This is a genomic window from Dactylosporangium sp. NPDC049140 (genome assembly GCF_040648435.1).
In genome coordinates, this window is the sequence record NZ_JBEZDS010000001.1 from 629,445 (window position 1) to 644,288 (window position 14,844).

General features: G+C 73.0%; 13 protein-coding genes. 7 read left to right on the forward strand and 6 right to left on the reverse strand.

All coding sequences use genetic code 11. The features are described from left to right. Positions 1-40 precede the first annotated feature (40 nt). Both AB0B76_RS02810 and AB0B76_RS02815 read right to left on the reverse strand, forming a co-directional pair. Positions 41-1,582 (reverse strand): von Willebrand factor type A domain-containing protein, encoded by a 1,542-nt coding sequence (locus tag AB0B76_RS02810; protein WP_360368186.1) that lies wholly within the window; start codon positions 1,580-1,582, stop codon positions 41-43. 99 nt (positions 1,583-1,681) lie between these two features. After that, positions 1,682-2,338, reverse strand: a complete 657-nt coding sequence (locus AB0B76_RS02815) for a hypothetical protein (RefSeq protein WP_360368189.1) — start codon at positions 2,336-2,338, stop codon at positions 1,682-1,684. Between the two features lie 334 nt (positions 2,339-2,672). Here AB0B76_RS02815 and dnaB point away from each other — a divergent pair, with 334 nt between their 5' ends. Further along, positions 2,673-4,103 (forward strand): replicative DNA helicase, encoded by a 1,431-nt coding sequence (gene dnaB / locus AB0B76_RS02820; protein WP_360368191.1) that lies wholly within the window; start codon positions 2,673-2,675, stop codon positions 4,101-4,103. Here dnaB and AB0B76_RS02825 read toward each other — a convergent pair. From AB0B76_RS02825 to AB0B76_RS02835, 3 genes are read right to left on the reverse strand one after another with little or no spacing between them, the layout of a single operon-like run. Continuing rightward, positions 4,100-4,732 (reverse strand): phosphoribosyltransferase family protein, encoded by a 633-nt coding sequence (locus AB0B76_RS02825; RefSeq protein WP_360368194.1) that lies wholly within the window; start codon positions 4,730-4,732, stop codon positions 4,100-4,102. The genes dnaB and AB0B76_RS02825 overlap by 4 nt on opposite strands. Positions 4,733-4,741: 9 nt before the next feature. After that, the gene (locus AB0B76_RS02830; RefSeq protein WP_360368196.1) at positions 4,742-5,923 is read right to left on the reverse strand and encodes a glycosyltransferase 87 family protein; all 1,182 of its coding nucleotides are present in this window, start codon (positions 5,921-5,923) and stop codon (positions 4,742-4,744) included. Between the two features lie 11 nt (positions 5,924-5,934). Beyond that, a complete protein-coding gene (locus AB0B76_RS02835) occupies positions 5,935-8,466 on the reverse strand; it encodes a bifunctional diguanylate cyclase/phosphodiesterase (protein WP_360368199.1) in 2,532 nt (843 codons plus the stop codon). A gap of 335 nt (positions 8,467-8,801) precedes the next feature. Here AB0B76_RS02835 and moaC point away from each other — a divergent pair, with 335 nt between their 5' ends. The 4 genes from moaC to AB0B76_RS02855 are packed head-to-tail and all read left to right on the forward strand — an operon-like array spanning position 8,802 to position 11,409. After that, positions 8,802-9,296 carry a cyclic pyranopterin monophosphate synthase MoaC gene (gene moaC / locus AB0B76_RS02840; RefSeq protein ID WP_360368738.1) on the forward strand — a complete coding sequence of 165 codons (495 nt, stop codon included), beginning with the start codon at positions 8,802-8,804 and terminating at the stop codon, positions 9,294-9,296. Beyond that, on the forward strand, positions 9,293-9,760 hold the full coding sequence (locus AB0B76_RS02845; RefSeq protein ID WP_360368202.1) for a MogA/MoaB family molybdenum cofactor biosynthesis protein: 468 nt from the start codon (positions 9,293-9,295) through the stop codon (positions 9,758-9,760). The genes moaC and AB0B76_RS02845 overlap by 4 nt, the downstream gene beginning before the upstream one ends. Before the next feature lie 51 nt (positions 9,761-9,811). Then, positions 9,812-10,999: a molybdopterin molybdotransferase MoeA gene (locus AB0B76_RS02850; protein WP_360368205.1), complete on the forward strand. Its 1,188-nt coding sequence runs from the start codon at positions 9,812-9,814 to the stop codon at positions 10,997-10,999. Beyond that, complete coding sequence (locus AB0B76_RS02855) at positions 10,996-11,409, forward strand: molybdenum cofactor biosynthesis protein MoaE (RefSeq protein ID WP_360368208.1); 414 nt, start codon at positions 10,996-10,998, stop codon at positions 11,407-11,409. Before AB0B76_RS02850 ends, AB0B76_RS02855 begins: the two co-directional genes overlap by 4 nt. Here the strand turns inward: AB0B76_RS02855 and AB0B76_RS02860 are convergent. After that, complete coding sequence (locus tag AB0B76_RS02860) at positions 11,372-11,881, reverse strand: DoxX family protein (protein WP_360368211.1); 510 nt, start codon at positions 11,879-11,881, stop codon at positions 11,372-11,374. The genes AB0B76_RS02855 and AB0B76_RS02860 overlap by 38 nt on opposite strands. Positions 11,882-11,936: 55 nt before the next feature. On the opposite strand from AB0B76_RS02860, the gene AB0B76_RS02865 reads away from it, so the two are divergent. Together AB0B76_RS02865 and AB0B76_RS02870 are read left to right on the forward strand one after the other, a co-directional pair. Next, positions 11,937-13,289 carry an SWIM zinc finger family protein gene (locus tag AB0B76_RS02865; protein WP_360368214.1) on the forward strand — a complete coding sequence of 451 codons (1,353 nt, stop codon included), beginning with the start codon at positions 11,937-11,939 and terminating at the stop codon, positions 13,287-13,289. After that, positions 13,286-14,833 carry a DUF5691 domain-containing protein gene (locus tag AB0B76_RS02870; RefSeq protein ID WP_360368217.1) on the forward strand — a complete coding sequence of 516 codons (1,548 nt, stop codon included), beginning with the start codon at positions 13,286-13,288 and terminating at the stop codon, positions 14,831-14,833. Before AB0B76_RS02865 ends, AB0B76_RS02870 begins: the two co-directional genes overlap by 4 nt. Positions 14,834-14,844 lie beyond the last annotated feature (11 nt).

Consider the following 14,844-nt stretch of genomic DNA (forward strand, 5'->3'; position numbering starts at 1 on the left):
GGCCCCGGAGCGGTTTCGCTCCGGGGCCCTTTGGCTTTGGTCAGCTGTAGAGCGGAATCGCGTCACCGATCATGTTGGTCAGGTCCCGGACCTGGGTCGAGTCGCCGGCGCTCTGGGCGATCGTGCGAAGGTCGGGGAGGCGGACCTCCTCGGCGTACCGGCTGGCCCGCAGCACCTCGGCCAGGTAGGCGGCGACGTAGGAGATCCGCAGCGGGCGCGGGGACTCCGTGAAGTCCGCGGTCAGGGCGCTCGCCGTGATCGGCTGGGAGAGCTCGCTCGCCTCGCGGGTCTTCGGGTCCTGCCAGCGGACCCGCACGTCGGCGAGGTGGCCGGCGGCGCCGGGGCGCAGGTGCAGGGCATACAGGGCGGTCACCGCGTGGCCGGGGCCGACCTCGCCGCCGTCCACCCGGTCGTTGCGGAACTGCGAGGCCGAGAGCGCGCGGTTGTCGTAGCCGATCAGGCGGTACGACAAAACGGTCTTCGGATCGAACTCGACCTGGGCCTTGGCGTCCAGCGCGCGCAGAGCGACCGTCGCGGGGAGCTGCTGCACGAAGACGTGGTCGGCCTCAGCCTGGTCGCTGACGTACACGACATAGCCGTCGCCCTTGTCGGCGAGCTGCTCCATGAACTGGTCGCCGTAGTCGCTGCCCACACCGACGCCCAGCAGCGTGATCTGCTTGGCCGCGGCCTCCTGGATCTCGCGGACCAGCGGCGTCGCGTCCGTCGTGCCGACGTTGGGCAGGCCGTCGGAGAGCAGGATGACGCGGTTGGTGGCCGAGTTGCGGAAGCCCTTGCGGGCGGTGTCGTAGCCGAGGCGCAGGCCCGCCTCGAGGTTCGTGCTCCCGGCGACCTTGAGACGGTCGATCGCCCGGTTCAGGCCGTCACGGTCGCGCACCTGCGTCATCGGGCGCAGCACCTCGGCCTCGTCGGAGTACGAGACCAGGGCCACCGAGTCCGTCGGGCGCAGCTGATCGACAAGCGTGCGCAGGCCGTGCTGCACCAGGTCGAGCTTGCCCGGCTCCGACATCGAGCCCGACACGTCCACCACGAAGGTCAGAGCCGCGTCCGGGCGCTCGGCGTCGGACTCGCCGCGAGTCTGCAGGCCGACACGCAGCAGGCGGGCGTTGTCCTCGGCGCCCCGGTGTGTGGACGGTAGCCGGGTGCCGTCGGTGTTGATCGAGAAGCCGTTGCCCTGCGGCTCGCGGTACTGCTGATCGAAGGAGTTCACGAACTCCTCCGGGCGGATCGCACTCGCCGCGGGGCGCCGGCCCGACTCGAGGGTGCGCTTCGCGAAGCCGTACGAGGCCGTGTCGACGTCCACCGCAAACGTCGACACGGGCTCGTCGGACGCGGACACCTCGCCGGCCGCGGCGCGATCGGCCGCGGCCTCGCCGGTCGTCTCGGGCGTCGCGAGTCCCTGAGGTTTGTCCGGCGCCCCGCCGGTGAGGCCCGGGGCCGCCTTGTTGCCGCTGCCGCTGTCGTTCCTGGGGGAGTCTGCCGCACCGCAGGCCGCCAGCAGCGTGGCGGCGATTGCCACCAGCGCGGCGACCTGCAGGCGTCGTACCGAGTGCCGACCGGCCATCGAAGCCTCCTCGAGAGGTGTTTGGCCGGTCAGACGGCGGCGATCGGCGATCGGCTCCCGGCGTGACCCGACGGTGACCGAACGGTGATCGACGAGTTGTCAAAAAGGAAGGTGCTGCGTCGCCAGTACCGCGAACCCGACCGTCGCAATGCCCGCGCCCAGCACCGCGCTCGCGAAGCCGATCGCGAACGGCCGCCAGCCCGTCGTCACCTTGCCGAGCAGCATGGCGACCACGATGCTGATCGCCATCGAAACCGCGAGCTGGGGTACCAGATGGCCGATGTTCGCCATTGCCTCGTCGTGCTGCGACGGGCAGGGCAGGCCGAAGGCGTTGGTGCAGCCCGGACGCGGGTCGTCCGACAGGGTCATCGACCAGCCGGCGTATGCGGCGAAGGGAATCAGGTACCAGCAGGCCGTCGAGATGAACGACCCGATGTAGACGCTGCGCTGGTCCGGCTCCTCCTCGTCGTCCTCGTCCTCGTCGTCGACATCCTCCCGGTCCTCCGGCGGGGGCGTCGGCGGCAGGGGCAGACGCCGGCGGGGACGCCGCGTGGCCCACTCGTCGTGGTCGAGCACGCGGCCCTGGCCGGGGCGGCGGTACGGATCCGAGCGCGCCGGGAACGGCTCGATGCCGTAGTCGTCGCCCTCGGGCGCACGCTGCTGCGGAATCCAGCGCTCCTGGCGCGGATCCCAGCGGCCCGTCTCCGGCGCCTGCCGCTCTCGACCACGCGGCCGATCCCAATCCGGGTACCCCACCGCCGGAGCGTCACGCTTTCGTGACCTTTCCGCAATCGGTCGTCCAGACGAAAATCCGCGACCCTCTTTTTACCGCACACAGGCTGTGGACGCCGTACGTGCAGCTCAGAGCCCGGTTGAGCAGCCTGTTCACCAGGTTTTCCACAGGGCTGTACACAGGCTTTCCCAAGGTCTGGGGCCTCGGTCCACAGGTTGTCCGCAGGCTTGTCCACCGGCTAACTTTCATCGAACGCCAGTCGCCCCATACGGTTGCGCGGGCGCATCGCGCGCCGGCGGTTTTTTGTCATACCCCCGAGGTCTAATGACCTGGCGGATGTGGCGTTGAGGGGCGGATATGTCGATCACCGAAGACAAGCGCGGCGGCGACCACAACTGGGACGAGGAGCCGCCGCCGGAGCCCGGTGAGCGCAAGTCCTCCCGGCCCGGCCCCGCCGAGACCTTCGAGCGCACGCCGCCCCAGGACGTCGCCGCCGAGCAGAGCGTCCTCGGCGGCATGCTCCTGAGCAAGGACGCGGTCGCCGACGTCGTCGAGATCCTCAAGACCACCGACTTCTACAAGCCGGCGCACAGCGTCATCTTCGACGCGATCCTGGATCTGTACGGCCGCGGCGAGCCCGCCGACGCCGTCACCGTCGCCGCGACGCTCGCCGACACCGGCAACATCGCGAAGATCGGCGGCGCGCCATATCTGCACACGCTGATGACCACGGTCCCGACCGCCGCGAACGCGAGCTACTACGCCCGCATCGTCGCCGAGCGCGCCGTCCTGCGCCGCGTGATCGAGGCCGGCACGCGGATCGTCCAGCTCGGGTACGGCTCGGGCGGCCCGGGCGGCCGCGACGTCGACGACGTCGTGGACCTCGCGCAGCAGGCCATCTACGACGTGACCGAGAAGCGCGTCAGCGAGGACTTCGCCATCCTCGCCGAAATGCTGCAGCCGACCCTTGACGAAATCGAGGCGGTCGGCGCCACGGGCGGCATGATGACCGGCGTACCGACGGGCTTCAGTGACCTGGACCGCCTGCTGAACGGCCTGCATGCGGGCCAGTTGATCATCGTTGCCGGCCGACCCGGGTTGGGCAAGTCGACTGCCGCCATGGACTTCAGCCGGGCGGCCTCGGTCAAGCACAACATGGCCTCGGCGATCTTCAGCCTGGAAATGTCCAAGGTCGAGATCGTCATGCGACTGCTCTCGGCCGAGGCTCGGGTGCCGCTGCACGTGCTGCGGTCCGGGCAGCTGTCCGACGACGACTGGACCAAGCTCGCGCGGCGCATGGGCGAGATCAGCGAGGCGCCGCTGTTCGTGGACGACACGCCCAGCATGAACCTCATGGAGATCCGGGCCAAGGCGCGGCGGCTCAAGCAGCGCCACGATCTCAAGCTCATCATCGTCGACTACCTGCAGCTCATGACCAGCCCGAAGCGCACCGAGAGCCGGCAGCAGGAGGTCGCCGACCTGTCGCGTGGCCTGAAGCTGCTGGCCAAGGAGGTCGAGTGCCCGGTGGTCGCGGTGAGCCAGCTGAACCGTGGCCCCGAGCAGCGCACCGACAAGCGCCCACAGCTGTCCGATCTGCGAGAGAGTGGGTCAATTGAGCAGGATGCCGACGTTGTGATCCTGCTCCACCGCGACGACTACTACGACAAAGAGTCGCCGCGCGCCGGCGAGGCCGACTTCATCGTGGCCAAGCACCGTAACGGGCCGACCGACACGATCACGGTGGCGGCGCAGCTGCACCTGTCGCGGTTCGTGGACATGGCGATCTAGGACGGCGGTCGGGTCAGCAGGGCGGTCACGTCGGCGTCGGTCAGCTGGTGGAAGTCGTCGTAGTAGCGGCTCACGGCGCCGAAGTAGGGTTCGGCCAGCGGGCAGATGACCTCGTCGGCGGCGCGCCGCAGGCGGGCCACCGCGGCCGTTGCGCCGACCGGAACGGCGAGGACGACGCGGCTCGCGGACAGGTGGCGAGCGACCGTGACGGCGGCGTCGGCCGTTGCGCCCGTGGCGAGGCCGTCGTCGATGACCAGGGCGACGCGGCCGGTGAGGTCCAGTGGGCGGCGCGAGCGACGGAAGAGGCGTTCGCGGCGGTGGAGCTCGGCGGACTCGTGGCGTACGACGGCCGCGATCTCCTCGTCGTCCAGGCGCAGGGCGATCTCGTCGTTGAGGACCTGGACGCCGCCCGGGCCGACCGCGCCGAAGGCCACCTCGGGGGCCCAGGGCACGCCGAGCTTGCGTACCACCAGGACTTCCAGCGGGATGCGCAGGCGGCGGGAGACCTCGGCGGCCACCGGTACGCCGCCGCGGACCAGGCCCAGGGCCACGGCGTCCTCGCGGTCGGCGTAGTCGCGGAGCAGTTCGGCGAGGGCGGCGCCGGCCTCCTCGCGGTTGCGGAAGCCCATGCCTCCTGTCTACGCCGGGTCGAGGTCGGGCGTCTTGCGCAGGGACCACCAGAAGGCCAGTAAGGCGACCGGGTACAGCAGGTAGCCGAAGCGGGTCGCCGGCGTGAGCATGATGGCGGCGGTGAGGCCGGCGGCGATGTACGCGGCGGCGACGCCCGCGGTCCTGGGCGGCCGGCGGAACAGCATCAGGGCGATGACCGCGCCGGCCAGGAGCAGCAGGGCCAGGGCGATCGTGCGGCCGGCCGGGAGTGCGGTGGCGATCAGGTGGCCGGGCAGGGGTGACTGGGCGGGGCTGGTCACGAGGCCGTGGCCGCTGGGGAAGCGGATGGCGTTCTCGATGTAGGCGTCGGCGTTGACCAGCACGGCGGGGAGCAGGGCGAGGAGAGGGATGCCCAGGGCGGTCGCGGCGAAGCCGATGGCGCGCCGGGAGGCGGTGGCGAGGATCAGGACCAGCAGGACCAGGGCCACCGGGAGGGCGAAGAGCTTCAGGGCGCCGGCCAGGCCGACCGCCACGCCGGCCGCGGTGTAGCGGTTCCGCGCGGCCAGGGCGAGCGCCAGCAGGCAGAGAGTCAGGACCGGGAGGTCGTCGCCGCCGGTGGCGAGGGTCAGGGTGCACAGCGGCAGGACCGCCACCGCCTGGGCCAGGCGGAGGGGGTCGGCGTGAGGACGGAGCAGGTTCAGGCAGTACACCAGGCAGAACGTCGTCACGACCGCGAACCACACGCGGGCGTCCGTCCACCAGGCATCGCCGAACCCGGCGCGCGGCAGGCCGAAGACCGACATCCCGGGCTGATAGGGGGCGTACCCGAGGAGGCGGTCGGGCTCGGGGAGGGCGGCGATTGCCTCGCGCGCGAGGTACGGGGTGCCGGTGTGGGCCAGGCGGCCGCCCATCTGCTCGACGACCAGGACCTCTTCCTGCGCCCGGTCGGTGCGGCCGGATGCGCGCTGGATCGCCTCCACCAGGAGCGGGAGCAGGGCGGTGGTGGCGAAGAGGAGGGGTACCACGCGGTGCCGGCCGATGAGGAGGACCAGCGCCGCGCCCGTCGCGTAGGCGATCCAGGCGATCGTGCCCCAGGCCCGGTGCGGCAGCAGGGTCGAGGTCAGGGCGGTCACCGCGGCGAAGGCGGCGCAGAGGGCGTAGAAGGCGGCGTCCAGGAGGCGGGCGCGCAGGTCGGTAGCGATGCCGACCATTGTGCCGATGTCTAGGTGGACTTCTCGCGGCCGGGGGGTTCGGCGGAGCCGAGGCTCATGCGGCGGGCCCGCCGGCTTCTCGACATCCGGATCACCGCGCCGGTGTCGTGCAGCGGGTCGGCCAGGTGGCCCTCGCCGCGGTGGAGGTGGGCGAGCAGGCGGTCGGCCGGCATGGCGCGGGCGAAGAGGTGGCCCTGGCCCGCGGGGCAGCCGAGCTCCCACAGCTGTTGGCGCTGGTCCTCGCGCTCCACGCCCTCGGCGACCACGAGGAGGTCGAGGCTGCGGCCGAGGTCGATGGTGGAGCGCACGACGGCGCCGGGGGCGGAGGCGTTCATGGCCGAGACGAAGCTGCGGTCGATCTTCAGCTCGTCGACGGGTACGCGGGCGAGGGTGGCCAGGGACGAGAAGCCGGTGCCGAAGTCGTCCAGGGCCAGGCGGATGCCCTGGTCGCGCAGGGCGGCGAGGACCTCGTCGACGACCTCGAGCTTGCTCAGCGTCACGGACTCGGTGAGCTCGATGACGAGGGAGGAGGAGGGGACGCCGCGGGCGCCGAGGCGGCGGGCGACCGCGTCCGGGAAGGAGGGGTCCAGGAGGCTGCGCGGGGAGACGTTGACGGCGACGGGGATGGGGTAGCCGGCGTCGGCCCAGTCCGTCACGGCGATCAGGGCCTGGTCCAGTACGGCGTCGGCGAAGGCGGCGAGCTGGCCGGAGCGTTCGATGGCGCCGAGGAAGCGGTCGGGCGAGAGGGGGCCGCGGTCGGGGTGGTGCCAGCGGGTCAGGGCCTCGGCGGCGATCACGCGGCCGCTGGCGAGGTCGACGATGGGCTGGAAGTGCACGGTGAACTGGTGCTCGGCCACGGCGCGGGCGAGGTCGCCGCCAAGGGTGAGGCTGCCGACGTCGGCGGTGTCGCGGGCCTGGGCGTAGACGACTACTCGCTGGCCTTCCTGTTTGGCCTGGTAGAGCGCGATGTCGGCGCGGCGCAGGAGTTCTCCGACGCTGCCGGCGGTGCCGGTGGTCACACCGCAGCTGGCCTCGACGCTGATGCGCATGTCGTCGAGCTCGATGGGCGGGGCGAGCGCGTCGAGCATGGCGTGGGCGCGCAGCTCGGCAATGGCCGGCGCGCTGAGGCCGGACAGGAGGATCGCGAACTCGTCGCCGCCGAAGCGGGCGACCAGGTCGCCGGGGCGGGCCGCGGCGGTGAGGCGGTCGGCGACGGCGACGAGCACCCGGTCGCCCTCGGCGTGGCCGAGGGTGTCGTTTACCTCTTTGAAGTGGTTGAGGTCGATCAGCAGGACGCCCACCACGCCCGCCTGGCCGGCGAGGATCTCGTTGCCGTACTGCTGCAGCCGCCTCCGGTTCGCCAGCCGGGTGAGCGGGTCCTGCGCCGCGGCGCGGGCGTGGCTGTCGGCGAGGCGCTGGGTCTCGGCGAAGGTCGCGGCGTTGCGGATCGCGGTGCACAGGGCGGCGGTAAAGGTGCGCAGGGTGTACTGCTCCCGCTCGGTGAACTTGACCGGCCCGCTGCCGCGGAAGCGCAGCCGCAGCTGGCCGAGGTCGCCGTCGCCGCGGTAACTCTCGAGGGCGACGGGGATCAGGTAGCCCTCGGCGGCCGGGGCGTCGGCGGGTGGCCCGTCGTAGAGGATCTCCTGGCCGTTGCTGCGGACCAGGCGCGAGTCGCCGCCCGGCGAGCGGATCTCGACCTCGGCCTGGTCGGTGGAGAAGATGTCGGTGGCCCGGCGCACGGCGGCGTAGAGCACGTCGGTCTGGTCGACCGAGTTGAATTCGTCGGTGGCCTCGGCGAGGCGTTGCCAGGCCTCGTTGCCGGCGCGGGTGCGGGTCTTGTTGGCGAACGCGAGATGGATCGCCACGGCGAGCGGTGGAAGAACCAGCAGGAGCCATTGGCTGATGTGGTACGCCACGACAGTGAGCAGCGCGACGCCGAGGAGCCCGAGCCGGGTCATGATCCGGACGTCGACGTGTGCGAACAGCAGCTGGCGGAAGGGCTTGTGCGTGATTATCGAGAACAGTGCGTGGGCCACGAGTTCGTCGATCAGCATGTAGGCCAGAAATGCGGCGAAAAGCCCGGGTATCGCAGCGAATGGGTTGGATGCCGGATTTTGCAGGATCGGATGAGTCCCGGCAAGAGTGGCGGCGCCGACGGCGGCGGCCGCGCCAATTGTGTCTTTTCCGACATTGAACCCGATCTTCGTCGGATCGGTCGCCCGCCGGGCCAGATGGGACAGGAATGTGCCGCACGCTGTGCCGAGGATCATCTCCGGCGCCGGCAGGAAAACCGCGGCGAGCGTGATCACGGCGGTGGTCGGTGTGATCACGTCCGACACGGACCGGATGCGGATCTCCATCGTCACGAAGCCCCGGCCGACCAGCACCAATGTCAGCACGGCCAGGCCGGCGAACTCGGCCGGACGGCTGGCGACGCCCCAGAGACCCCAGAGCGCGGCGAGCGCCCCGCCGACGACGACGGGACCAACGAGACGCCACAGGCGCCGGTTGGTCGCGTCGTCGACTCGCGGTGTTTTCTGCATCGGCCACCTCATCGTGACCGATATCGCTACGTGCTTGTCAACCCGGGATCGGGTCAGCCCCAGTCGTGGTCTCTCAACATTTTTCGCCCCTAAAGGTCGCGTCGCGGATACGACCCCCGTTCAGCACCAGATATCGATGTTCATCGACGTCTGAAGTGCTGAACGCAGCCTAGGGTGCAAAACGCAAGATGCCCTAAGCGAATTGTCCGTCGAATCATAGTTTGCGAACTATAACGGCCTTTGTCACGATTCAGCGACCCGAAAGTGACGCTCCGTATAGCGAAATCGACGCGGCTAGCCCTAGCGTGCACGACTACCCCCACCGTGCGCCTCCGATGCATAAGCTCTTTTGCGTGCCAAATGAGCTGACACACGTGGACGACTCTGGTGCCGCCCGGATGGTCGATGTGGCCGCCAAGGAGGTCACCGTCCGGCGGGCCGTCGCCGCGGGATTCGTACGCACCACAAGCGAAGTCGTCGCGCTGCTGCGTGACGGATCGCTGCCGAAGGGTGACGCTCTGGCGGTCGCGCGCATCGCCGGGATCATGGGCGCCAAGCGGACGCCCGACCTGGTGCCGCTGTGCCATCCGATCGCCCTGCACGGTGTGACCGTTGAGTTGACGCTGCGTGACGAGACGATCGAGATCGAGGTGGCGGCCAAGACGGCCGACCGGACCGGGGTCGAGATGGAGGCGCTGACCGCGGTGGCGACCGCGGGGCTGGCGCTCATCGACATGGTCAAGGCGGTCGACCCGGCGGCGTCCATCGAGAACGTGCGGGTGCTGCGCAAAGAGGGCGGGAAGACCGGGCTGTGGGAGCGGGACCGATGAGGGCCGTCGTGGTCGTGGCGTCCAACCGGGCCGCGGCGGGGATCTACGCGGACACCAGCGGGCCGTTCCTCGTCGAAGGGCTGCGCTCGCTCGGCTTCGAGGTGGACGAGCCCGTCGTGGTGCCCGACGGGGAGCCGGTCGAGGCCGCCCTGCGGGACGCGGTCGCCGGGAACGCCGATGTCGTACTCACCAGTGGCGGGACCGGGATCACGCCGACCGACCGCACGCCGGAGATGACCCGCCGGGTCCTCGACTACGAGGTGCCGGGGATCGCCGAGGCGGTTCGGGCGGCCGGGCTGGGGAAGGTACCGACCGCGATGCTGTCGCGGGGCCTCGCCGGGGTCGCGGGGCGGACGCTCGTGGTCAACCTTCCGGGGTCACGGGGTGGGGCCAAGGATGGCCTGGCCGTGCTCGGCCCGGTGCTGCGCCACGCGGTGGAGCAGCTCCGGGGCGGGGATCACTGATTGGAAGCGACGGTCTGCAAGCGACGCGGACCTGAGCATTAGGCTTCGAACGTGACGTTACCGATCGCGTGGACGGCCGCCCGCGAGGCGGTCCGCGCCGCTGGTTCGGCGCTTGCGCCGGAACCCGTGGCGGTGCCCCTCGCCGACTCCGACGGCCTCACGCTCGCCGCCGACCTGGTGACCCTGACCGACCTGCCGGCCTTCGCCACCTCCAGCGTCGACGGCTGGGCCGCGCGCGGGCCGGCGCCGTGGCGGATCGTCGGGCGGGTGCTCGCCGGGGACACCGCCGGGCCGCTCACCGCCGACGGCACCTGCGTCGAGATCGCCACCGGTGGCATGGTCCCCGAGGGCACGACCGCCGTGGTCCGCGTCGAGGAGTCCCGGACCGACGACGGGCTGGTCACCGGCCAGGCGCGCACGCTGCCCGACTGGCGCCGGCAGGGCGAGGAGGCCGCGGCCGGCGAGGTGCTGCTGCCCGCGGGTACCCCGATCACGCCGGGGGTCATCGGGCTGGCGGCGTCGTGCGGGTACGACACGCTGCCCTGCCGCCCCGCCCCGAAGACGGCGGTGCTGGTCTTCGGCGACGAGCTGCTCACCGCCGGCGCCCCCGGGCACGGGCGGGTCCGCGACGCGCTCGGCCCGGCCCTGCCCTCCTGGCTGCGCCGTGCCGGCACCGACGTCGTGCACGTGCGCGGGCCGGTCGCCGACACGCTCGAGGACCACGTGGCCGCGCTGCGCGGCGCGGTCGACGCCGGCGCGCAGGTCATCTGCACCACCGGCGGCACCATGCACGGGCCGGTCGACCACCTGCACCCCGCGCTGGCCGAGCTCGGCGCCCGCTACGTCGTCAACACCGTGGCCGTGCGCCCCGGTTTCCCGATGCTCGTTGCGCAGCTGCCCGGCGGGCAGTTCGTCGCGGGTCTGCCGGGCAACCCGCAGTCCACGTTTGTTGCGTTGGTTTCGCTGGTACTTCCCCTGCTCACCGGCCTCACCGGCCGATCGGCTCCCGAGCCGGCCACCGTCACCCTCGGCGCCGACGTCCCCGGCCGCGGCGACTTCACGCACCTCGCCCTGGTGACCCTCGCCGACGGTCGCGCGCACCCGGTCGCGCACGTCGGCTCGTCGATGCTGCGCGGTCTGGCCAACTCGGTCGGCTTCGCGGTCATCCCGCCCGGCACCGAGGGCCACGCGGGCACGGTCGCGCAGCTCGTGCCGCTGCTGGACGGGGACCGCGCATGATCCGCACCCAGGTCACCACCGAGCCCCTCGACGTGCAGGCGCACGAGCGGGCGGTCGCCGACCCGGCGGCGGGTGCGGTCGTGTCGTTCGCCGGCGTCGTGCGCGACCACGACGGCGGGCGGGGCGTGGTGGAACTCGAGTACGAGGGCCACCCCAGCGCGGCCGACGTGCTCGCCGAGGTCGCGGCCGAGATCGCCGCCGACCCCGCGGTGCGCGGGCTCGCCGTCTCGCACCGGGTCGGCCGGCTCGAGATCGGCGACGTCGCGCTGGCCGCGGCCGTGTCGACCGCGCACCGGGCGGAGGCGTTCGCGCTCTGCGCCCGGCTCGTCGACGAGGTCAAGGCCCGGCTGCCGGTCTGGAAGCGTCAGGTGTTCACCGATGGTGAAGAGGAATGGGTGAACTGTCCCTGAGGTGGCGCCGCGCCCGCTTCAGGGTCTTGGCCGCGTGACCCGCGCGCCAGCGCAGGTCGGGGCGGCCCTCCCGGTCGAGCGCGGCCAGCAGCAGGCCGCCCATCAGGCCGATGTTCTTCAGGAACAGGATCCGCTGCAGCTGGCGCTGCTGCGGGTCGTCGATCTCCCAGAACGCATGCCCGGCCAGCGTGGTGGGCACCAGCGAGCCGGCCAGCAGCAGCGCGGCCGGCCGGGTGACGTGCCCGGTGGCCAGCAGCACGCCGCCCGCGACCTGGGCGGCGGCGTTGACCCGCACGAGCGTCTCGGCGTCGGTCGGCAGGCTCGGGTGCAGCGCCTTGATCGTCGGTTCGAGCTTGTCGGTGACGCCGCGGGCCTTGCCGGCCAGCCGGCCCGGGTTCGTGAACGCGGCCCAGCCCTGGACCACGAAGATCGCCGCGAGCATCGAACGGGCTGCGGTACGTACGGGTCTCATGACGGGAAACATACCCACCCGCGAAATGTCGTACCCCCTCACTACGGTAAGCAGCATGGCGGAAACAACGACGGTCACCACGGTCTGGACGACCGACCAGGTGATGGCGCTGGCCCCCGACTCGTCCGCGCAGCGGGCGGCGCGCGGGCTCGCGGCCGACCGCGCCTGGCTGGAGACCGGGCTGAGCGCCGCCGACGACATCGACCCGACCCTGTGGGGGCTGTGCCAGGGCAGCGGGAGCACGCCGTATCAGACCGCCGTCGACCTCACCGAGCCCGCGTTCAAGTGCACCTGCCCGAGCCGCAAGTTCCCCTGCAAGCACGCGCTCGCCCTGCTGCTGCGGTGGTCGTCGGGGGCGGTACCGGAGGCAGTCGCGCCGTCGTGGGCCAGCGCCTGGCAGGCCGCCCGGGCCGCGCGGGCCAACCGGTCCGTCGCGGGGCCGGCCTCCCCCGTCGGCGAGAAGCCCGGCGGGGGCAGCTCGGGCCGGGCCCCCGTCAGCGAGAAGGCCCAGGCGCGCCGGGCCGACCGCATCGCCGCCGGGCTCGACGAGCTCGACCGCTGGCTCGCCGACCAGGTGCGCTCCGGCCTCGCGGGCTCGGGCAAGGGCGGCCCGGCCTGGGACACGATGATCGCCCGGCTCGTCGACGCCCAGGCGGCCAGCGCCGCCGGCATCCTGCGCCGCACCACCGCCGTGCTGGGCTCCCCCGAGCGGCTGCTCGGCGAGCTGGCCCGGCTGCACCTGCTCGTCGGGGGCTACCGGCGGCTGGAGGAACTGCCCGAGGAGCTCGCGGCCAGCGTCCGCATGCGCGTCGGGGTGCCCATCGCGACCGAGACGGTGCTCGCCGGCCCGGCGGTGCGCGACCGCTGGCAGGTGCACGGGGTGCGCGACGAGATCGAAGACCAGCTGACCGTGCGCCGGGCCTGGCTGCGCGGGGCCGGGTCCGCGGCGCCGCTCATCGTGCTGTCGTTCGCGGTGGCGGGCCAGTCGCTACCGATCGACCTGCTGCCCGGCACCGAGTTCGACGCGGACGTGTGCCTCTACCCGGGCGGGCAGCCGGCGCGGGCGCTCATCGCCAAGCGGCACGCGCCGCCGGAGCGCATGCACTTCGTCGCCGGGGGCGCCGGGGTCGAGGACAACCTGCAGGCACACGCGGTCGCGTTGGCCGCAGACCCGTGGCTCGACTACTGGCCGATGGTGCTCGACGGGGTCTCGCCGGTGCGCGACGGGGGCGGATGGGCGCTGGTGGACGCCGGCGGCGACGGGCTGCCGCTCGACCCGGCCGCGGGTGAGCCGTGGCGGCTGGTCGCGGTGACCGCGGGACGGCCGGCGACGGTCACGGGGGAGTGGTCGGCGGGCGGGCTGCGGCCGCTGGGCGTCTGGGCCGACGAGCGGCTGGTGCGGCTGTGAACCCCGAGGCGAAGCCGGACTGGGGCGATGTGCTCGCCACGGCGCTCGTGGGGACGCAGCGGCGGACGCTGCCGGCCGGGGTCGGGCGGGTCGGGGAGGACCCGGCCGAGGCGCTGCTCGACGCGGCCGGGTCGCTGGCGCTGTATCGGCGCGCGGGGTTCCGGGCGCGCCGGGGGCTCGCGGTTCCGGAGGCCGCGCCCGACGACTCCGGAATCCCGCTGGTGTCGTGGGCGGCGGCCGCGCGGGCGGCGGACCTGCTCGCGGTCGACGCGGCCGGTTACGGGACGAGCAACGCCGTGCCGGTGCGCGACGCCGACGGGCGGCTGGAGTTGCTGGCCGAGTGGCTGGGGGGCATGGGGCCGCGGCGGGTCCCGGGCGACCTGCTGCCGGCGCTGCTGGAGGTGGCCCGGCGGCACCGGGCGCTGCGGCCGCTCGTCGCCGCGGCGGGCGGGCCGCGGGCCGGCTGGCTCGCGCGGCAGCGGCCCGAATGGGGCTTCCTCGGCGCGACCGCGGTGGAGGCGCCGGCCGACGATCCGCAGGGGTGGGAGCTGGGCTCGATCGGCAAGCGGGTCGGCATCCTCACCGCGGTGCGGCGGGGCGGCGCCGCGGGGGAGCAGCGCGGGCGGGACATGCTCGCCGACGTCTGGCCGACCGAGACACCCGACGACCGGGCCGCGCTGCTCGGGGCGTTCGCGACCGGGCTCTCCGCCGCCGACGAGCCGGTGCTGGAGGGCGCGCTCGACGACCGGCGCAAGGAGGTGCGGATCGTCGCCCTCGACCTGCTGGCGATGCTGCCCGGGAGCGGCTTCGCGCGGCGGATGACCGAGCGGAGCACGGCGTGCGTGCGGGTCGTGGGCGGCCGCATCCAGGTCGCGCCGCCGGCCGCGTGCGACCGGGCCATGCGCCGCGACGGGATCGTGCCCCGGCCGCCCGCCGGCGTCGGGGAGCGGGCGTGGTGGCTGGAGGAGCTGCTGACCCGCACGCCGCTGTCGGTCTGGGGCGAGCCGGAGGAGTTCCTGGCGCTGCCGGTGACCGACGAGTGGGCCGCCGTGCTGCGCCGCGGGCTGGCGCGGGCCGCGGCCGGGCAGCGGGACTCGCGCTGGGCCACGGCGCTGACCGGGCGGCTCACCGAGGAGGTCGCCGCGGGTGGGCGGCCCGACGATCGGCTGCTGCTCGAGGCGCTCTACGACGCGCTGCCCTCCGACGCCCTGGCCGCTCTCGCCGTCGGCGTCCTGCGCCGCGGGCTGGCCGGGGCCGCCGCGGTCGGGGTGGAGCACGTGCTGGAGCTGTGCCCGCGGCCGTGGCCGGAGCCGCTGGTCGAGGCGGTGTTCGCCGCGCTGGACGACCTCGGCGGGCGGCGCTCCGCGGGCTGGCGCCTGGCCGGGCTGTGCGAGCTGGCCGCCCTGCGGCTGCCCGCCGGCACCGCCGAGCGCGCGACCGCCATGGCCGCCGCCCTGCCCTCCGACGACCCGATGTCCTCGATCGTCGGCCGCTTCGCCGACACCCTGCGCTTCCGCCGAGACATGCTGCTCGAGCTGGCATGACCCCCGACGTC